This is a genomic window from Geodermatophilus sp. SYSU D01105 (assembly GCF_054050095.1).
The window spans coordinates 58,530-78,114 of record NZ_JBJGYR010000022.1; the positions used below are offsets into that span (position 1 = coordinate 58,530).

The window sequence follows — 19,585 nt, forward strand, 5'->3', positions numbered from 1 at the left end:
GGTCATCGTGCCGGGGCCGCGGCCCGCTCCGCCTCCGGGGCCGGCCGGCGGGGAGCGGCCGGCGCCTGCGCCCGCACCAGCCAGAACACCAGCAGCCCGCCGAGCAGCCCGGCGACGCCGCAGGTGAGGAAGGCACCGCTCAGGCCGTCGACGTAGGCGGCCGACAGCAGGTCGGCCAGCGCCGGGCGGGCAGCCGGGTCGGCGGCCTGGAGGATCCCCGGCGCCTGGCCCCCGGACAGCGCGGAGGCCGTGCCCGCCGGGTCCGGCACGCCACCGTCCCGGAGCACGCCGGCGGCGGCCGAGGTGAACACCAGGCCGAGGACCGACACCCCGAGCGCCAGCCCCAGCTGCCGGGCGGTGTTGACCGCACCGGAGGCCATGCCGCTGCGCTCGCGGGGCACCGCGGCGAGCGCCGCGGAGGCCAGGGTCGGGTTGGCCAACCCCGCACCGACGCCCATGACCGCCAGCCCCGGGACCAGCACCGTCCAGCTCGAGCCCTCGCCGACCCGGGCGAGCAGCAGGGCCCCCACGCCCACCAGCACCAGGCCGGTGCCGAGCACCAGGCGGGGCGAGCGGGCCTGCAGCACCCGTCCGGTGCCGGCGGCGACCACGAAGCTCATGAACGACAGCGGGATGAACACCAGCCCGGCGCGCAGCGGGGTCATCCCCTCGACCGACTGCAGCCACAGCGAGGCGTAGACCAGCTCGGAGAACGCCGCGGCGTTGAACAGCAGCGCGCCGGCCATGATCCCGGTGAACGACCGGGACCGGAACAGGCGGAGGTCGAGCATCGGCGCCGGCCGCCGCAGCTCCACCCCGACCCAGACCGCCAGGACGACGAGCCCGCCGGCGAGCGGCGCCCACGCCACCGGCCGCCCCCAGCCCTCCGCCGCCGCCTCCACCAGCCCGTACACGACCGCGCCGGCGCCGAGGGTGAACAGCGCGATGCCGGCGACGTCCGGCCGGGGCGCCGACGTCTGCCGGGACTCCGTCACGGCCGTGAGCGTCAGCGCCACCGCCAGCACGCACACCGGCAGGTTGACGTAGAAGATCCACCGCCAGGACAGCTCGGTGAGGGCGCCGCCGAGGATCGGCCCCAGCGCCGCGGCCGCACCCACGACGGCACCCCAGACGCCGAACGCGCTCCCCCGGTCCCGGCCCTCATAGCTGGTGTTGACCAGCGCGATCGTGGTCGCGAACATCGCCGCGCCGCCGATGCCCTGCACGCCGCGGGACGCGATCAGCCACCCGGCGCTGGGCGCCAGCCCGCACGCCAGCGAGGCGAGCGCGAAGACCACCAGCCCGACCAGGAACACCCGGCGCCGCCCGTACAGGTCGGCCACGGAACCGGCTCCCAGCACCAGCGCGGCCAGCGCCAGCGCGTAGACGTCGACCACCCACTGGAGCTGGTCGAACGACGTCGACAGGTCCCGGGCCATCTCGGGGAGCGCGACGTTCACGATCGTGACGTCGAGCAGGAGGATGAAGGTGCCGGTGCAGATCGCGATCAGCGGGAGCCACTTGCCCACCGGCCCAGGGTGCCCCTGTGGTGCACAACGCAACCAACCGGGTCGCCGTAGGCTCGCCGTCCGTGTCCGCCGTCGACCTGGCCATCGCCGCGGGGGTCGCCCTCGCGGCCGGCGTCATCAACTCGATCGCCGGCGGCGGTTCGCTGATCCTCTTCCCCACCCTCGTCGCGCTGGGGCTGGGGACGGTCGCCGCCAACGTCACCAACTCCATCGCCCAGTGGCCGGGCTACCTGGGCGGCGTGCTCGGCTTCCGCCGCGAGTACGCCGGTCAGCGCGGCCGGCTGCTGCGGTTCGGCGTGGTGGCCCTGCTCGGTGGCACCGCCGGGAGCGTCCTGCTGCTCACCACGCCGTCGGAGGCCTTCGACGTCGTCGTCCCGGTGCTGGTGCTCCTGGCCAGCCTGCTGCTGGCCGTCCAGCCCCTGCTGACCCGCCGGTTGCGCAAGGCCGAGGAGGAGGGGCCGCGGCGGGACCCGGTCTGGCTGCACGCCGCGCTGTTCCTGGCCACGGTCTACGGTGGCTACTTCGGCGGCGCGCTCGGGGTGATCCTCGTCGGCGTCCTCGGCGTCGGGCTGCACCGGCTGAAGCTGGCCAACGCCCTCAAGTCGGCGCTGTCGGCGGTCACCGCCACGGTCACCCTCGTGGTGTTCGGCATCTGGGGTCCGGTCGAGTGGCTGGTGGTCGCCGTGGCCGCCCCGGCGAGCCTGCTCGGCGGCTTCCTGGGCGCCCGCATCGCCACCCGGATCCCCACGACCCCGCTGCGCGTGTTCATCGTGGTGTTCGGCGTCGCGGTGTCGGCCTACCTGTTCACCCGGGTCTAGGCCTGCCCCGGAGGGGTGGACCGGCCGGGAGCCGATCCACCCGAGGCCGTGGGGAGCCGAACCAGAGGGCGTGCCCACTCTGTGGGTGGCGCTGCAGGTCTGACCGCAGTCGCCTCCCGCGACGGGTGTGACGGACGGGTCCACCTGACCGCGGACACGCGCTCGCGGTGCCCGGCCGGGTGGGCGGGGCTGCCTACCGTCGGCCCATGCGCGAGAACCGACTCCCCCCGGTCCCGAACGCCACCGAGAGCCCCACCGCCCGGGCCCAGCGGCTGCACCTGGTCGCCGCCGCCCGCGTCGCCGCCGTGCGGCCCACCTCCCAGCAGCAGGTGTCCGACATCGTCCGCGTCACCGTGGACGACGAGGTCGACACCCGCACCTTCAAGGCGATCGTCGCCGACCTCTCCACCGCCGTCCGCACCTGACCGCCGGCCGACAGCCCCGTCCCGGCCTCGGCCCCCTGCTGGGTCCCACCGCGAGCGCGAGCGGTGGGGGGCAGGGGGTCCTTCTACTCCCCGCCGCGGCCCGGCTCGCCGATCGAGATCATCGCCTCGACCGCGCGGCGGGCGCGGGCAGCGGTCCCCGGGTCGACGTCGACGGCCCCCTCGCCGGTGCGCAGCGTCTGCAGCAGCTTCGCCGGTGTGATCATCTTCATGTAGCGGCAGGCGGCCCGGTCGTTCATCGGGATGAACCGCGTGCCCTCGTTGAGCGCGCGCAGCTGGTGCAGGATGCCGACCTCGGTGGCGACCAGCACCTCGCGCGACTGCGTCCTGGCCGCCTCCTCGACCATCCCGCCGGTGGACAGCACCCGCGTGCGGTCCGCGGGCAGGTCACCGTGGCTGACCAGGTCCAGCACCGACGTCGTGCACCCGCACTCGGGGTGCACGAGGATCTCCGCGTCCGGGTGGGCGGCGACCTGCGCCCGGACGTCGGACGGGCTGATCCCGGCGTGCACGTGGCACTCCCCGGCCCAGATGGAGATGTTCTCCCGCCCGCTGACCCGCTTGACGTGCGCGCCGAGGAACTGGTCGGGGCAGAACAGGATCTCGCGGTCGGCCGGGATCGACCGGACGACGTCGGCGGCGTTGGACGACGTGCAGCAGATGTCGGTCTCGGCCTTCACCGCGGCGGTGGTGTTGACGTAGCTGACGACGACGGCGCCGGGGTGCTGAGCCTTCCAGTCGCGCAGCTGCTCGGCGGTGATCGAGTCGGCGAGCGAGCAACCGGCGGCGTGGTCGGGCAGCAGCACCGTCTTGTCCGGCGAGAGGATCTTCGCCGTCTCGGCCATGAAGTGGACGCCGCAGAAGACGATCTCGCGGGCGTCGGTCTGCGCCGCGACCCGGGAGAGGTACAGCGAGTCGCCGGTGAAGTGGGCGACGTCCTGGATCTCGGGCACCTGGTAGTTGTGCGCCAGGACCACCGCGCCGCGCTCCTCCGCCAGGCGGCGGACCTCGGCCGCCCAGCGCTCGTACTCCGCGGGCGAGAGCGTGCGCTCGTCACCGACGACGGCGGAGGTGGCGGGGGCGATGGTCACGGTCACGGGACTCCTCGGGTGGGGGGCGTGCGGGCCCCATGATCTCCCGGGCCGCCGGTCGGCCGGGTGTGGCGTGGGGCACCCCCTGCAACGCCCGGCGCGGGTCGCCGCTTCCCAGACGTCAGCGGCGCACGTCGGAGAGCAGGTGCGTGACCCGCCGGCCCTGGACGACCCGGGGGTCCTCCAGCAGCACCCCCGGCGGGCCGCCGACGCCGGAGGAGGGCCGGCCGGAGCCCAGGACCACCCTCCTGCGCCCGGGGACCCCTGGTGGCCCCACCCGGGAGGAGACCGCCGCGGCGTCCTCGACTCACCGGTTGGGGACTAGCGCAGGTGGCTCGTGTCGTTCACCAGCCGGACCGACGAGCGCCCGTCGGAGCTCCACGCGACGGTGCAGAACGAGGCGGCCTCCAGGAAGACGCGGTGGACGACGTCGTCGGGCACGTCGAGGCCGGCGGCCAGCAGCAGCTTGATCGGCGTCACGTGGCTGACGACGAGCACCGTCCTCCCGGCGTGCGCGCGCAGGATGCGCTCCCGGGCGCGGGCGACCCGGCGGCTGACGTCGGCGACCGACTCCCCGCCGGGGGCGGCGACGGTGACGCCCTCGGCGAAGCGGCGGGTGACCAGCGGGTGCTCGCGACGGGCCTCCTCGGCGGTCAGCCCCTCCAGCCGGCCGAAGTCCAGCTCGACCAGGTCGTCGTCGACCTGCACCGGCAGCCCGAGGACGCCGGCGACGACCTCGGCGGTCTCCCGTGCGCGGCGCAGCGGCGAGGCGACCACGACCTCGATGCCCAGTTCCGCCGCGCGCTTCCCGGCGGCCTCGGCCTCGGCCCGGCCGGTCGCCGACAGCGGCAGGTCGTTACGGCCGCTGTACCGACGCTCCGGCGTGTGCTCGGTGCGGCCGTGGCGCAGCAGGTGGGTGACCGTGGTGGTCACCGGCGCCGGCTCGGCGACCGGCTGGACGTCGTCCTCGGTGGTGGCGGGCTCCGCGGCGAGGTCGCGCCGCACCGGCCGGCCGTCCATGGCGCTGTTGGCCAGTGCGTCGGCCGCGGCGTTCTGCGCCCTCGGCACCCAGGTGTAGCGGACCCCGCCCAGCTGGCGGGCGATCTGCTGGGCCTGCAGTGCGAGCTTCTGCATGTCGGGGTGCTTGACCTTCCAGCGACCCGACATCTGCTCGACGACCAGCTTGGAGTCCATGCGGACCTCCACCTGCGCGCTCGGGTCCAGGTCGAGGGCGGCCTGCAGCCCCGCGACCAGGCCGCCGTACTCGGCGACGTTGTTGGTGGCCCGCCCGACCGACTCGGCCCGCTCGGCGAGCACCCGTCCGGTCGCGGCGTCGCGGACCAGGGCGCCGTAGCCGGCCGGGCCGGGGTTGCCCCGGGAGCCGCCGTCGGCCTCGACGATGAACCGCCGGCTCACCGCCCTCCCCGTCCGATCCGGTCCTCGGTCGCCGGCACTCCCTGGCGCGTCCTCACAGGCCGCTCTCCGCCGTCCGCACCAGGATCCGGCCGCAGTTGTCGCACCGCACGACCTCGTGCGGGTCGGCGTTGCGGACGGCGGCCAGCTCCTTGCCGAACAGCTCGATGCGGCAGCCCTGGCACTGGCGGGCCTTGAGCATGGCCGCGCCGGTGCCCCCGGTCTGCGTGCGGATCCGCTCGTAGAGGGCCAGCAGGTCGGCCGGGATGCCGGCGGCGGCCTCCTGGCGGGCCTTCTCGTGCCGGGTGGTGCCGTCGGCGATGTCGGCGAGGGCGTCGTCGCGCAGCTGCTCGGCCCGCTCCCGCTCGGCCTGGGCCTCCGCCTGGCCTGCCTGGGCCTCGCGCAGCGCGGCCTCGGCGGTCTCCAGCTGTTCCATGAGCTCGAGCTCGGTGTCCTCGAGGTCGGACTGCCGGCGGGCCAGTGACTGCAGCTCGTGCTGGAGGTCGGTCATCTGCTTGGCCGAGACCGAGCCGGAGTCGAGCAGCTTCTGGTCCTTGGCCGCGCGGTTGCGCACGGTCTCGACGTCGTCCTCCAGCCGCTTGACCTCCCGCTGCAGGTCGCGCGCCTCGGTCTCGGCGCGCACCACCGCCTCGGCGAACCCGCGCTCGGACTCCACCGCGGACTCCACCGCGGCGAGCTCGGGCAGCGTGCGCTTGCGGTGGGCCAGCTGGGACAGCGCGACGTCCTCGGCAGCCAGGGCCAGCAGCTTCTGCTGGTCGAAGTGGTCGGCCTTCACCCGGCCAAACTACCGGGGCACCGCCCCGGCCTTCGGCGCCCGGCCCCCGTGCAGGGTCCCGCCGCGAGCGTGCGAGCGGCGGGGGCACGGGGGTCCTTCGACCACCTGCGCGTGGCCGGCTCCCCCCGGCGCTCCCGGCGGCGCCCACGCCAGCGGGTCGCGAGCTCCGGACGGTCGGGTCCGCCGTCCGGTGTGGTCGCCTCTGCCCCCGGCGTCCCCGTACGGTGCCGCTGTGGCGGCGGAGGGGCTGGTGGCTGAGGTCGAGGCCCTGCTGTACCGCCATGACCCGATCGGCATCGCCGTCGCCGAGAACCCCGACGAGTACCGCCCCGAAGCGGGGAGCATCGTGGCTCGCCTGCACGGAGCCCGGTCCGTCGAGGACGTCCAGCGGCTCGTGCACGAGGAGTTCGTGCGCTGGTTCGACGCGGACACCGCCGGGCCCGCGAGCCGGTACGCGGCCATCGCGCAGGACGTGTGGTCCACCTGGCGTGCCGCCGCCTCGACCGGGGCCTGACGACACACCCGCACGCCCTGCCCGGGGCTCAGCCGGCCGGGGCCGCGTCCCCCGCGGCGTGCCACGTCCAGGGGTCGGTGCGGCGCCGGGAGACGGCGACCTCCACCCGTCCGGACAGGTCGCGGTGGAGCACGTCGGCCGCGACCGGCAGCCAGGGCCACTCCGAGGCGAAGTGCGCCACGTCGCACAGGGCGGGGCCGCTCACCTCGAGCGCCTCGGAGACCGGGTGGTGCCGCAGGTCGCTGGTCAGGAGGACGTCGGCACCGGCGACCGCCGCGGCGGGCAGCAGCGAGCCCCCGCTCCCCCCGCAGACCGCGACGGTCTCGATCCGCCGATCGGGGTCGCCGGCCGCGCGGACGCCCCCGGCCGTGTCCGGGAGGGCCGCCGCGACGTGGGCGGCGAACTGTCGCAGCGTCATCGGTCCGGGCAGCCGGCCGACGCGGCCGAGGCCGGCGCGGGGGTCGGTCACGGTCGGCTGCAGCGGAACGGTCCCGGTGAGCCCGACGACTCCGGCGAGCGCGTCGTTCACCCCGTGCTCGGGTGCGCGGTCGGCGTTGGTGTGCGCGGCGAACAGGCCGGCGCGCGCCCGGATCAGCCGGTGCACGAGCCGGCCCTTGGGGTCGTCGGCCGGGACCCCGTGGACGGCGCCGAGGAAGAGCGGGTGGTGGGTGACGAGCAGCTGGGCGCCGGTCTCCTCCACCTCGTCCACCACCGCAGCGACCGGGTCGACGGCGAACAGCACCCGTTCCACCGGCTCGTCGGGGTCGCCGCACACCAGCCCGACGGCGTCCCAGTCCTCGGCGAGCGCAGGGTCGTAGCGGGCCTCGAGCGCGGCGACGACCTCGCCCAGCGTCACGGTCACCCGCGGACTGTAGGTCAGACCCCGGCGCCGCCCCGCCGACGTCGTCCTCACGCCTCCGCGAGCGCTCGCGGGCGAGACACCACCACCGGCCGGCGACGCGACGCCCGCGCGACGCGGGCCAGGACCGACGGGGACATCAGGCTGGGCGGAGACGCCTCGAGGTTGGCCACCCGCAGGAACGCCGCCCCGACCGCGGGGTCGACGGCGGCCGCGCGCTGCACCCGTGCCACGTAGCCGTTGAGCAGCCGCGTCCGCCGGTCCACCGGCCCCGGGACGCCGGGGAACCGCCGGTCGCCGCCGGCAGCCATCTGCCACGGGACGTCCACGACCGGCGCGCAGGCCCGCCAGAACTCCTGGGCCAGCGAAGGCCGGTCCAGCCCCGCACGGAGGACGTCGCGCAGTGCGAGCGCCTCCAGCGACGCCACGGTCATCCCCTGGCCGTAGACCGGGTTGAAACTGCAGACCGCGTCGCCGGTGACGAGCAGCCCCTGCGGCGACCGCGCCAGCCGCTCGTACCGCCGGCGCACCGACGCGGGGAAGCGGAAGCGCCGAGGCGCATCGAGGGGCTCGGCGGAACGGATGACCTCGTGGAGCAGGGACGATGGCAGGCTCGCGGCGTAGGCCTCGAAGCCCTGGGGGTCGAGCGGCGGCCGGTCACCGAGGATCCCGCCGAGCCCGCAGATCCAGCGATCCCCCTCCTGGGCGAGCAGGACGCCGCCCCGCGGGTTGTCCGGCGTGCCCGGCATGGCGAGCCCGAGAGCGCCGTCGAGGTGGGCGGCCTCGCGGCGGTACTGCCGCGTGGCGTAGGCGACGTCCACCTCCACCCGCTCCTCCTCCGGCGGCTCGAAACCGAGCGCGGCCAGCCACTCCGGTGCGCAGGACTGCCGACCGGAGGCATCGACGACGAGGGCGGCCTCCCAGTGCCGGATCCCCGGCCCGGCGACGTCCCGGTCCAGCCCGGCGACGCCGAGCACCCGGCCCGACGCGTCGTGCAGCAGGGACCGGACGTCCACCCGCTCCCGGATGGTGATCCGAGGGTCGGCCAGGGTGCGGCGGCGCACCTCCCGCTCGAGCAGCGGCCGGCTCACCATGAGGCCACGCAGCCCCGACCGGCCGCGGGCCATCGGCAGGCCCTGGTTGACCCAGCGGAAGTCGTCCTGCATGTCGCCCGACACGGCTCCCCGCGCGAGGAGGTCCTCGGTCAGCCCGGGGAACAGGTCCTCCAGCGCGCGCCGGCCCCGCGCGAGCAACCCGTGGGGGTGGGCGGTCTGCGGGGCGCCACCCCGGGGGACGGCGTCCTCGGGCAGGGCGTCGCGGTCCAGCACCACGACGCGGTCGGCGTGCTCGGCGAGGACGCGGGCCGCCAGCAGCCCGGCGATGCTCGCCCCGATGACGACGGCGGTGCCGTCCCGGCCTGCGGTGCCAACGGTCATCACTACCTCCGGGTCCTGCCACCCCCACCGCGGCGGCTCCTGGATGACCTGATGCGGGACCTCCCGCGCCTGATACGCCCGCCGACCGAGGCCGGGGACAGGTCGGAGACGCCGCGCGACCGGACCAGCTCGTCGGCGGCGGCCTCCACGGCGGGCAGCTCGGCGGACCGGTCCGTGCCGGATGCGCGCCCGGTCAGGACGCCGTCCGGCAGCACAGAGTGGCGCCGGCCGGCCGGAGAGCGACACGTCGCCGGGTCGACACGTCGACCTCCCGACATACCGACCCGGCGACTCGTTCTCACGCGGGGACCCGGAACTCCTCCAGGCCCACCGGGACACGCCGGGCCCCGCGCAGCACGTGCGCCACCACCCCCGGCGACATCAGGCTCGCCGGAGGCGCCTCGAGCTGGGCCACCCGCATGAACGCCGTCCCGACCGCCGGGTCGAACGACGCCGCACGGTGCACCTTGGCCAGGTAGGCGTTGACCATGCGGGTCCGCCGGTCGACCGCGCCGCGGTAGCCGGGCAGCCGCATGTCGCCGCCCACCGCGATCTGCCACGGGTTGTCGACCACCGTGGCCGCCGCCTGCCAGAACTCCGCCGCGAGGCCGGGCCGGTCCGGTCCGCCGGCCAGCGCCTCCCGCAGCGCGAGCGCCTCGAGCGCGGCCACGGTCATCCCCTGGCCGTAGACGGGGTCGAAGCTGCAGATCGCGTCACCGACCACCACGAGCCCCGCGGGCGCGCTCGTCAGCCGCTCGTACCGCCGGCGTACCGAGGCGGGGAACCGGAAGCGCCGCGGCTCGTCCAGCGGGACCGCGGAGCCGACCACCTCGGAGACCAGCGGCGACAGCAGCGTCCCCGCGTAGGCCTCGAACCCGTCGGGGTCGACCGGCGGCCGGTCGCCGAAGAAGCCGGTGAGCGTGCAGATCCACCGGTCGCCCTCCTGGGCGAGCAGCACGCCGCCTCGCTGGCGGTCCGGCGAGGCGGAGACGATCGCCCCCACCGCGCCGTCCAGGTGACCGGGCTCGCGACGGTACTGCCGGGTCGAGTACGCGACGTCGACCTCCACCCGTTCCTCCTCGGGCGGCTCGGCGCCCAGCGCGGCCAGCCACTCCGGCGCCCGCGACGTCCGTCCCGTGGCGTCCACGACGAGCTCGGCGTCCCAGTGCCGGATCCCCCCGCCGGAGGCGCCGTCCCGCTCGAGCCCCGCGACCCCCAGCACCCGCCCGCCGGCGCCGTGCAGCAGGGTCCGCACGTCCACCCGCTGGTGCAGGTCCACGCGCGGGTCGGCGAGGGTCCGCCGGCGCACCTCCCGCTCCAGCAGGGGCCGGCTGACCGCCAGCCCGGTCAGGCCGGACCGGCCGAACGCCATCGTGTAGCCGTCGTTGACCCACCGGACGTCGGCCTGCGGGTCCCCGGCGACAGCGCCCCGCGCCACCAGCTCGGCGGTCAGGCCGGGGTACAGCTCCTCGAGGACGGCCCGGCCGCGGGACAGCAGCGCGTGCGCGTGCGCGGACTGCGGCGCCCCACCCCGCGGGACGGCGTCCTCGGGCAGCGTGTCGTGGTCGAGGACGACGACGCGGTCGACGTGCTCGGTCAGCACCCGCGCCGCCAGCAGTCCCGCCATGCCGGCCCCGATGACGACGGCGGTGCCGCGCCGGCCGGTGCGAGGAAGGGTGGACATGACGACCTCCCGTCGGCGGCCACCTCCGGACGGGCGGCCGCTGCCCGTCCAGGGTCGGTACGGGTCGGGTCGGGGGGATGCGTAGGACTACCCGACCGACTACCCGTCCGGGTCCACCCCGAGCTCGGCGAGCCGCCGGACGGCGGCCGTCCGCGACCGGACGCCGAGCTTGCGGTAGGCCGAGCCGAGGTGGCCGCCGACGGTGCGCACGCTGAGGAACAGCGCCCGCGCCACCTCCGCGTCGCTGCTCCCCCGCGCGACCAGCCGCAGGACCTCCAGCTCGCGGGCGGACAGCGGTTCCGGCAGCGGGTCCGGGGACGGGGGCGGCGCGGCCAGCTCGGCCACCTGGTCGGCCAGCCGGGCGCCGCCGGCCCCGGAGTGCGCCGCGGCCGCGTCGGCCGCCGCGCGCAGCTGGGTGGCCTCGGCCGCGCGCCCCTGCGCGTCCAGGGCCTGCGCGCACACCCGCGCGACCTCGACGACGCGCAGGCCGTCGCCCAGCTCGGCGAAGCCGGCGGCCGACCGCGCGCACGCCCGGGCCGCCTCGCGCGGGTCGCCGTCCCGGAGGTGCCACTCCGCGTCGTGCATGGCCCAGCGCGCCGACCCCCAGCGGTCGCGCACCTCGGCGCTGGTCCGCTCCGCCTCGCGCTGCACGACGGCGGCGTCCCGGAGGCGCCCCGCCCGGGTCAGGGCGAGCGCCGACATGCCCGTCGTCCGGGCGACGGCCCAGCGGTCCCCGGCGACCACGAACGCCCCCCGCGCCTCCGCGAGCAGCCCGACGGCCGCGTCGGCGTCGCCCTCGGCGAGCGCGAACAGCCCGTGCCAGTACGTCGCCGCACCCCGCGCCCAGACGTCGCCCGCGGCCCGGGCGCGGGCCCCGCTGGCCTCGACGAGGGCCCGTCCCTCGGCCAGCGCCTGCGGTCCCACGACCACCGCGGCATCGAGCCGCAGCGCGGCCAGCCGGTGCAGCACGAAGGAGGCGCCGGTGTGGTCGCCCAGCTCGTCATAGAGCCGGAGCGCCTCGGTCAGCGCCGTCCGGGCCACCTCGGGCGCGTCCTGGTGGCGGGCCAGCCAGCCCAGCCCGTGCAGCAGCTCGGCGCGCTCGGCCACGGTGCCGGCGCCGGTGGCCAGCGCCGCCCGCAGCCACGTCAGGCCCTCGGCGAACCGGCCCAGCCGCCACCAGACCCACCACTGCGGCACGACCAGGTCGACGAGCAGCTCGGCCTGGCCGGGGGTGTCCCGCGCCCACGTCAGGGCCGCTCGCAGGTCCGGGCTGCGCGAGTCGAAGTGGTCGAGGACCTGCTGCTGCACCCCGGAGCCACACGGTCCCGGCAACGCCGAGGACAGCTGCCGGGCGAGGACCAGGTGGTGGCGCGCGTGGCGCCGGGCCACCTCCCCGGCCTCGCCGCTCTCGGCCAGCCGGGCGGCGGCGAACTGACGGACCGGCTCGAGCAGCCGGTGGCTGCGCCGTCCCCCCTCCGGCTGGACGTGGACCAGGTGCCGGCGCACGAGCCGCGCCAGCACCACCGGCACGGGGTCGTCCGGGCCCAGGTCGCCGGCGACGGCGGCGGCCGCGTCCCGGTCGAACGGGCCGGCGAAGAGCGCCAGGCGGCGGAACAGCGTGCGCGCGGCCGGGTCGAGCAGGTCGTGGCTCCAGGCCAGGGTGGCGTGCAGGGTCCGCTGCCGCGGGGGGACGCCGAGGCGGTCGTCGACGAGCAGGCGGAACGCGTCGTCGAGCTGCTCGTCGAGCTCGGCCGGTGCCATGACCGCGGTCCTGGCCGCGGCCAGCTCCACCGCCAGCGGCATCCCGTCCAGGCGGCAGACAAGCCGGCCGACGACCGGGACGTCCTCGGCCGACAGCGCCGCGCCCGCCGCGGCCGCCCGCTCGAGGAACAGCTGGACGGCGGGGGCGTCACCGACGGCGTCCCGGTCGCCGGTCGTGGGCAGGCCCAGCGGCGGGACCTCCCACACGTGCTCGCCGGCGACCTCCAGCGCCTGGCGGCTGGTCGCCAGCACCCGCATCCCCGAGCACGCCGGCAGCAGGGCCACGACCAGGTCGGCGACCGCGCCGGCCAGGTGCTCGCAGTTGTCGGCCACCACCAGGACCTCCCGGTCGCCGAGGGCACCGGCCAGCGCGGCGGTGTCGGCCCGGCTGTGCGCCAGGCCCAGGGCCGTGGCCAGGGACGGCGCCACGAGTGCCGGCTCGCGCAGCGTGTCCAGCGGCCACCAGGCGACCGACGTCCCGCGCGCCCCCTCCCGGGCCGCGACCGCCACCGCCAGGCGGGTCTTGCCGCAGCCGCCGGCCCCCACCAGGGTGACCAGCCGGGCCCGGCGGAGCAGCCCGGCCACGGTCTCCAGGTCCGCGGACCGGCCGACCATGGAGGTCAGCGGGACCGGCAGCGCGGCGGTGCCGCCCGACTGCGCGACCCTCCCCCGCGCCGCCACGGTGGCCGGCGCCTCCCCAGGCACACCCCCAGCCTGCTCCGGTCGGCGGGCGCGGCCAAGCAGTTGCGGAACGCCGCGGTCGGCCGGGCGCGCCCGACCGGCCGGGGGAACGACGACGACGGCGGCCAGAGTGCCGGTCCGCGCGGGTGACCTGGCGGGATGGAAAGCTCGGGAGCCGTGGCGGAGAGGGGGCTGCGGGCGCCGGCCTGGCTCGAGGAGCTGGTCCGGACGACGCCCCCGGCGGTCCCCTGGCGCGACGTCGCCCGCTTCGCCGTCACGGTCCCCGCCCCGCTGGCGGTGGCCGTCGCCGTGGCGGGCGGGATCGTGCCGGGATCGGCCCTCGGGGCCGGGGTATTCGCCACCACCGGCGCCCTCGCAGGCAGCCTCGCCCCGCAGCCGGGCCCGCTGCGCGACCGGCTCCGCCGCACCGCCGCCGCCACCGTCTTCGGCGGCGTGGGCCTGGTGGTCGGGCAGTACGCCTCCGGCGGTGGGTGGCTGCCCGTCGTCGTCATCGCCGTCATGTCCGCCCTCGCCGCGCTGATCAGCGCGGTCAACTCGGCGCTGTCCCTCGGCTCCCTGCAGCTGCTGGTCTACACGGCCCTGGGATCGGGGTTGACCACGCCGCTGTCGGCCGTGGCGGAGGTCGGGTTCTTCGTCGCCGGCGCGGCCTGGGCCACGCTGACCACGCTGGTCCAGTACGCCACCGAGACCTCCGACCCCGACCGGACGGCGGTCGCGGCCGTCTTCACCCGGATCGGCGAGCTGCTGTCCGCGGTCGGGACGCCGGACACCGAGGAGGCCCGGCGCCGGCTGACCACCGCGCTCAACGACGCCTACGACCGGGTCATCCGCAGCCGCAGCCGCACCGCCGGGCGCAGCAAGGAGCTCTCCGAGCTGGCCGGGGTGCTCAACGCGGCCGCGCCCCTGGTGGAGGGGACGGTCGCCACCGTCCGCGCCGGGGTGCCGGCCGACCCGCACGACATCACCGCCGTCCACGCGCTCGCCGCAGCGGTGGGCGGCGGACGGGAGCTCCCCGCGGAGCGCCCCGAGCCCCTGGAGACCGGGGAGGCCACCCGGCGTGCCGTGCGCCACGGGGTCCGGCTCGCGTGGAACGTGGTCGGCGACCCGGAGGAGCGGGCCGGTGCCGCGGTGCCCCAACCCCGGCCGGACCGGCGTACGCGGCTGCGGGACCTCCTCGACCGCACCGTCGGCAGCCCCGACACCCGCGCGTTCGCCGTCCGCCTGGCCCTGTGCATGACGATCGCGGAGATCGCCCGCCAGTACCTGCCCATCGAGCGGCCCTACTGGGTGCTGCTCACCGTCGCGATCGTGCTCAAGCCCGACTTCGGGTCGGTCTTCACGCGGGCCGTGCAGCGCGGTGCCGGCACCCTGCTCGGCGTCCTCATCGGCTCCCTGCTGCTGTCCGTGCTGCCCCGCGACGCGTGGGTGCTCGTGGCGATGGCCGTCGCGGCGGGGCTGCTCCCGTGGGCGCGCAGCGCCAACTTCGGCCTGTTCTCGGTCTTCCAGACACCGGTGATCATCCTGCTGCTCGACCTCGCCCTGCCCAGCGGGCCGGGCCTGGTCGGCGCCCGCCTGCTCGACACCCTGATCGGCTGCGCGATCGTGCTGGTCTTCGGCTACCTGCTGTGGCCGCAGACCTGGCGGGCGCCGCTGGACGAGGCGTTGCGGGACGCCGCCCTGGCCCTGGACGCCTTCGTGGAGGCCGCCTTCACCGGCAGCCCCACCGAGCGGCGGCGGGCCCGGCGCCGGAGCTACCGGGCGCTCACCGAGCTGCACACCCAGCTGCAGCGCCGGCTCGCCGAGCCCCCGCCGGTCAGCACGCGCGCGGCGGCGTTCTGGCCGGTCATCGTCCAGCTCGAGCGGACGTCGGACGCGGTCACCGAGGCGGTCATCGCCATCCGCCACGGGGAGCCCGCGCCCGACCTCGCGCAGGTCGCCGTCCTGCGCCGGGCGATCCGGGAGCTGGAGGCCGACATCCGCGCGCACCGGCTGCCGGACGACGCCGAGATCCACGCCGACGGCGTGCTGGCCCCGGTCGCCCGCGAGGTGGACGCCGCCCGCCGGCTGGTCCGCGACGCCGCCCCCGGCCGTCCGCGGGCCGGCGAGGACTGACCGGGCGACGATGGGCCGGTGACCGCCCTCCCCCACCCGCCCCCACCACCCGCACCCGGGTCGCGCACCGTCCGCACCGACGACGGCGTCGACCTGCACGTCGAGGTCGACGGCAACGCGTCGGCGCCGCTGACCGTCGTCCTCAGCCACGGGTTCACCGCACGGCTCGGCGAGTGGGACCTGCAGCGGGAGACCCTGCGCTCCCGCGCCCGCCTGGTGCTGTGGGACCAGCGCGGGCACGGCCGCTCGGGCTGGACGCCGCTGACCCGGGCCACGATCGACCGCACCGGCCGCGACCTCGGCCAGGTGCTCGACGCCGTCGTCCCGGCCGGGCCGGTGGTGCTGGCCGGGCACTCGATGGGCGGGATGAGCGTCATGGCCCTCGCCCGGCAGCGTCCGGAGCTGTTCGGCGCCCGCGTGGTCGGGGTCCTGCTGCTCGCCACCTCCGCGGGCGGGCTGGTGCGCACCGGGCTGGTCGGGTTGTGGGTCCGGGTCGTGCGCCGGCTCGGGCTGCTGCCGCTGTACCTGCGCCTGCTGCAGGCCCTGGCGCCGCTGCTGGAGCGCTCCCGACGGCGCGGCACGGTGGCCGGCCGGTGGTTCACCCGCCGCTACCTGTTCGGCCGGGACGACGCCGACCCCGACGCGGTGCGCATGGTGCAGGACCTGCTCGAGGAGACCCCGCTGCCGGTCACGATGGCCTTCTACGCGACCTTCCTCGAGCACGACGAGTCCGCCGCCCTGGCCGTGCTCGGCCGGGTGCCGGTCACCGTCGTCGCGGCCACCCACGACCGGCTCACCCCGGTCGGCCACGGGCACCGGCTGGCCGCGGGCATCGGCGACTCGGCCGAGGTGGTCGTCGTCCCCGGCGCGGGGCACAGCGTGAACCTCACCCGCCGTGAGGTGGTGGACGCGGCCTTCCTGCGGCTGCTGGACCGGGCCGAGGCACACCTCGACGGCGTGCGGCAGGCGGGGTGAGCGCTCCGGTGGACGTGATCGCCACCACGTGATCGGCTGGTGCCCGCGTCAACGACGACGGTGAGGAGCTGACCGTGGACCGCCTGAGCCCGACCGACGCCGGTTTCTACTTCGCCGAGAGCGAGAACACCCCGCTGCACGTGGGGTCGGTCGCGGTCTTCGAGGGCCCGGCCCCCTCCTACGGCGACGTGGTCCGGCTGCTGCTGGCCAAGCTGCCGATGGTCCCCCGCTACCGCCAGCGGGTGCGCACGGTGCCGATGAACCTGGGCCGCCCGCTGTGGGTCGACGACCCGCACTTCCAGATCCTCTACCACGTCCGGCACACTGCCGTGCCGCAGCCGGGCGGGGACGAGCAGCTGCGCAACCTGGCCGGCCGGGTGCTCGGCCAGCGGCTCGACCTCGCCAAGCCGCTGTGGGAGCTCTACCTGGTCGAGGGGCTGGCCGACGGCCGCTGGGCGCTGATCTCCAAGGTCCACCACTGCATGGTCGACGGCATCGCAGGGTCCGACCTGATGCAGTTGATCTTCGACCTGACCCCCGACGCGGCCCACCCCGAGCCGCAGGACTGGACGCCGCAGCGCAGCCCGTCGACCGTCGAGGTGGTCGCCGGCGCGGTCCAGGACGCCGTCACCCACCCGCTGCGGGAGCTCGCCCGGTTGCCTCGGCTGGGCGGGGTCCGACAGGCGTCGAAGGAGGCGCTCAGGACCGGCCGATCGCTGGCCGCCAACGCCCCGACCGTGGCTCGTCAGGTCACCACCCGAACCGCGCGGTCGCTCAACGGCCCGATCGGGCCGCACCGCCGCTGGGCCTGGACCGACGCGCAGTTCGACGAGCTCAAGGGGGTGCGGACGGCGCTGGGCGGCACCGTCAACGACGTCGTCCTGGCCGCGATCACCCGGGGTTTCCGGGACCTGCTGGAGCGGCGCGGGTCCCTCTCCGAGGGGCTGGTCGTCCGGTCGATGGTCCCGGTGTCGGTCCGCAAGGCCGGCGAGCGCAACACCCTGGACAACCGGATCGCCGCCGTCTTCGTCGACCTGCCCGTCGCCGAGCCCGACCCGGTGGAGCGGCTGACCTCGATCCGCCGGCAGATGGACGAGCACAAGCGGCTGCTGCAGGCCGTCGACGCCCGCTCGATCATCGCGATGGGCGACTTCGTGGCGCCCACGCTCCTGGCCCTCGGGGTGCGCGCCGCCGTCGCGGCGTCCTCGACGTGGTACCAGGCGGTGACCACCAACGTGCCGGGGCCGCGGGTCCCGCTGTACGTCCTGGGCCGCCGGATGTGCTCGGCGCACGCCTACGTGCCCATCGCCGGCGGCACCCGGGTGTCGATCGGCATCTTCAGCTACCTGAAGACGATGACCTTCGGGATCAACGTCGACTTCGACGCCTTCCCCGACGTCGACGTCCTGTCCGGTGGCATCCGGCGCGGGGTCGAGGAGCTCGTCGCCGCCGCCGCGAAGGGCGCCGCGGCCGGCTGAGACCGGGTTGACCCGCGGACCGGTCGGGTAGCCGGGCGGCGTGGCTGCTCCCGAATCCGACCTGACCGTCGCCGTCACCGGCCCGACCGGCACGTTCGGCGCCGGCCTGGTGCCCCTGCTGCAGGCCGACGACCGGGTGCGGCAGGTCGTGGGCATCGCCCGCCGTCCCTTCAACCCCGCCGAGCGGGGCTGGACGAAGATGACGTACCGGCGCGGCGACGTCCGCGACCCGGGTGCCCTGCGGGAGGCCTTCGAGGGTGCCGACGTCGTCGTCCACCTGGCGTTCCTCATCACCGGCAACGCCCCGCGGCGGACCACCCGCTCGATCAACGTCGACGGCACGCTCAACGCCTTCCGCGTCGCGGCCGCCGTGGGCGCGCGCCGGTTCGTCCACGCCTCGTCGGTCGCCGCCTACGGCTGGCACCGCGACAACCCGGAGCGGATCCCGGAGGACTGGCCGGTGCGGCCGGCCGCCCGGCTCTTCTACGCCCGCGAGAAGGCCGAGCTCGAGCACCTGCTCGCGGCGGAGGCCGCCGCGACGCCGGACCTGGCCCTGTACCTGCTGCGCCCGCCGGTCGTGCTCGGCCCGAACGTCATCGGCGGCAAGGACGTGCTCCCCGGCCCGCTCGCGCCGCTGGGTCGCCGGCTGTTCGGCCGGCCGCGGCGGCTGCCGGTCCCCGTGCCGCTGCTCGCCCCCGAGTTCCCCGTGCAGTTCGTCCACGAGGACGACGTCGGCAGTGCGCTGCAGCGGTGCGTCGTGGCGGCCGGCCCGCCCGGGGCCTACAACGTCGCGGGGGACGGCGTGCTGACCGCCGCCGACGTCGTCCGGGAGTTCGGCGGGCTGCCGATCGCGGTGCCGGCCGGGCCGGCGCAGCTGGCCGCCCGGGCGGTGGCCCGGCTGCCGTTCCTGCCCCCGGCCGCCGAGTGGGTGGAGGCGGTCAGCCGCCCGGCGATCATGGACACCTCGCGCGCCAAGGAGCTGCTGGGCTGGCGGCCCCGCTACACCGGCCTGGAGGCACTGCGCGCCACGCTGGCCTGACTCACGCGCCGCCGGTCACGGCCGGCAGCCAGTCGAGCACGTGCTTGGCCAGCTGCTCCGGGCACTGCAGCTGCGGCACGTGGCCCACCCCGGCCATCTCGACGTACTCCCACGTCGGGTGCCGCCGGGCGACGTCGCGCGCCGCGCTCACCGGGACCAGTCGGTCGCGGTCCCCGTGCACGAGCAGCACCGGCACGTCGATGCCGGCCATGGCCCGCCGGATCAACCGCGGGTCGGCCAGGAGCAGGAGCAGCGACCGGGCCGCGGTGAGGAAGGCGCGGTCCATGCCGGCGACGTCCTGGCGCTGGTCGATCAGCTCCACCGAGCGCTCGATGAGCTCCGGCGGCACCGTGGCCGGGTCCACGCCGCACAGCTCGAGCATGTCCAGGACCGAGGCGCGCGCCCCGCGCTCCCGGCGCTGGGCCGCCAGGTACCGCTCCCCCACGCCGGGCAGCGCGTAGGCGAGGAAGTTGCGGGCGACCCGCGCGTCGGGCCGGCCCCGCGGCCCGGGCACCGCCGGGTCGACCAGCACCAGCCCGCGGACCTTCGCCGGGGAGTGCGCGGCCTCGAGGATGGAGATCATCCCGCCCATCGAGTTGCCGACGAGCACCACCGGACGGCCCACGACCTCGCGGACGAACCGGTCGAGGACGGCGACGTTGGCCCGCACCGAGGCTGCCCGGTGCCCCGGCTCGCTGCGGCCGAAGCCGGGCAGGTCGAGGGCGTGCACGCGGGCGTGCGGGGTGAGCAGGGGGGCGAGGAGGTCCCAGTTCAGGTGCGACCCGCCGAGGCCGTGCACGAGGACGACGGCGGGGCGGCCCGGGTCGTCGTCGCCGCCGTAGTCGACGCAGTGGACCGGCCCGTCGAGGTCCACGGTGCGGCTGCGCCCACGCAGCCCGTCGTCCTCGGTTCCCACGACACCCCTCCCGTCGGCG

The 19,585-nt window shown here is 76.5% G+C and carries 17 protein-coding genes; 7 read left to right on the forward strand and 10 right to left on the reverse strand.

Annotation, left to right across the window (positions count from 1 at the left end):
* Positions 1-2: 2 nt before the first annotated feature.
* Positions 3-1,529: an MFS transporter gene (locus tag ACI79I_RS19525; RefSeq protein WP_456993972.1), complete on the reverse strand. Its 1,527-nt coding sequence runs from the start codon at positions 1,527-1,529 to the stop codon at positions 3-5.
* 62 nt (positions 1,530-1,591) lie between these two features.
* On the opposite strand from ACI79I_RS19525, the gene ACI79I_RS19530 reads away from it, so the two are divergent.
* Positions 1,592-2,347: a sulfite exporter TauE/SafE family protein gene (locus tag ACI79I_RS19530; RefSeq protein WP_456993973.1), complete on the forward strand. Its 756-nt coding sequence runs from the start codon at positions 1,592-1,594 to the stop codon at positions 2,345-2,347.
* 206 nt (positions 2,348-2,553) lie between these two features.
* Entirely contained in the window at positions 2,554-2,772 is a 219-nt protein-coding gene (locus ACI79I_RS19535) for a hypothetical protein (protein WP_456993974.1), read from the forward strand.
* 83 nt (positions 2,773-2,855) lie between these two features.
* Here the strand turns inward: ACI79I_RS19535 and nadA are convergent, their stop codons facing one another.
* From nadA to ACI79I_RS19555, 4 genes are all read right to left on the reverse strand, one after another.
* On the reverse strand, positions 2,856-3,887 hold the full coding sequence (gene nadA, locus ACI79I_RS19540; protein ID WP_456993975.1) for a quinolinate synthase NadA: 1,032 nt from the start codon (positions 3,885-3,887) through the stop codon (positions 2,856-2,858).
* Between the two features lie 115 nt (positions 3,888-4,002).
* Positions 4,003-4,125, reverse strand: coding sequence for a hypothetical protein (locus ACI79I_RS19545; protein ID WP_456993976.1), 123 nt, complete (start codon positions 4,123-4,125; stop codon positions 4,003-4,005).
* 77 nt (positions 4,126-4,202) lie between these two features.
* Positions 4,203-5,297, reverse strand: coding sequence for a bifunctional RNase H/acid phosphatase (locus tag ACI79I_RS19550; protein ID WP_456993977.1), 1,095 nt, complete (start codon positions 5,295-5,297; stop codon positions 4,203-4,205).
* Between the two features lie 52 nt (positions 5,298-5,349).
* A complete protein-coding gene (locus ACI79I_RS19555; protein WP_456993978.1) occupies positions 5,350-6,090 on the reverse strand; it encodes a zinc ribbon domain-containing protein in 741 nt (246 codons plus the stop codon).
* A 250-nt stretch (positions 6,091-6,340) separates the two neighbouring features.
* Here ACI79I_RS19555 and ACI79I_RS19560 point away from each other — a divergent pair, with 250 nt between their 5' ends.
* Positions 6,341-6,604, forward strand: a complete 264-nt coding sequence (locus ACI79I_RS19560) for a hypothetical protein (protein WP_456993979.1) — start codon at positions 6,341-6,343, stop codon at positions 6,602-6,604.
* Between the two features lie 28 nt (positions 6,605-6,632).
* Here ACI79I_RS19560 and ACI79I_RS19565 read toward each other — a convergent pair whose 3' ends face one another.
* The 4 genes from ACI79I_RS19565 to ACI79I_RS19580 all read right to left on the reverse strand — a co-directional run bounded on the left by ACI79I_RS19565 (position 6,633) and on the right by ACI79I_RS19580 (position 13,049).
* Positions 6,633-7,466, reverse strand: a complete 834-nt coding sequence (locus ACI79I_RS19565) for a Nif3-like dinuclear metal center hexameric protein (RefSeq protein ID WP_456993980.1) — start codon at positions 7,464-7,466, stop codon at positions 6,633-6,635.
* A gap of 47 nt (positions 7,467-7,513) precedes the next feature.
* Positions 7,514-8,899: an FAD-dependent oxidoreductase gene (locus tag ACI79I_RS19570; RefSeq protein ID WP_456993981.1), complete on the reverse strand. Its 1,386-nt coding sequence runs from the start codon at positions 8,897-8,899 to the stop codon at positions 7,514-7,516.
* A 298-nt stretch (positions 8,900-9,197) separates the two neighbouring features.
* On the reverse strand, positions 9,198-10,583 hold the full coding sequence (locus ACI79I_RS19575; RefSeq protein WP_456993982.1) for an FAD-dependent oxidoreductase: 1,386 nt from the start codon (positions 10,581-10,583) through the stop codon (positions 9,198-9,200).
* Positions 10,584-10,682: 99 nt separating this feature from the next.
* Positions 10,683-13,049, reverse strand: a complete 2,367-nt coding sequence (locus ACI79I_RS19580) for an ATP-binding protein (RefSeq protein ID WP_456993983.1) — start codon at positions 13,047-13,049, stop codon at positions 10,683-10,685.
* A 135-nt stretch (positions 13,050-13,184) separates the two neighbouring features.
* On the opposite strand from ACI79I_RS19580, the gene ACI79I_RS19585 reads away from it, so the two are divergent.
* From ACI79I_RS19585 to ACI79I_RS19600, 4 genes are all read left to right on the forward strand, one after another.
* Entirely contained in the window at positions 13,185-15,158 is a 1,974-nt protein-coding gene (locus tag ACI79I_RS19585) for an FUSC family protein (RefSeq protein WP_456993984.1), read from the forward strand.
* Between the two features lie 18 nt (positions 15,159-15,176).
* Positions 15,177-16,133 (forward strand): alpha/beta fold hydrolase, encoded by a 957-nt coding sequence (locus tag ACI79I_RS19590; RefSeq protein ID WP_456993985.1) that lies wholly within the window; start codon positions 15,177-15,179, stop codon positions 16,131-16,133.
* A 74-nt stretch (positions 16,134-16,207) separates the two neighbouring features.
* On the forward strand, positions 16,208-17,611 hold the full coding sequence (locus ACI79I_RS19595) for a WS/DGAT/MGAT family O-acyltransferase (RefSeq protein WP_456993986.1): 1,404 nt from the start codon (positions 16,208-16,210) through the stop codon (positions 17,609-17,611).
* A 40-nt stretch (positions 17,612-17,651) separates the two neighbouring features.
* Entirely contained in the window at positions 17,652-18,650 is a 999-nt protein-coding gene (locus ACI79I_RS19600) for an NAD-dependent epimerase/dehydratase family protein (protein WP_456993987.1), read from the forward strand.
* A 1-nt stretch (position 18,651) separates the two neighbouring features.
* Here the strand turns inward: ACI79I_RS19600 and ACI79I_RS19605 are convergent, their stop codons facing one another.
* Positions 18,652-19,566: an alpha/beta fold hydrolase gene (locus ACI79I_RS19605; protein ID WP_456993988.1), complete on the reverse strand. Its 915-nt coding sequence runs from the start codon at positions 19,564-19,566 to the stop codon at positions 18,652-18,654.
* Between the last annotated feature and the right edge of the window lie 19 nt (positions 19,567-19,585).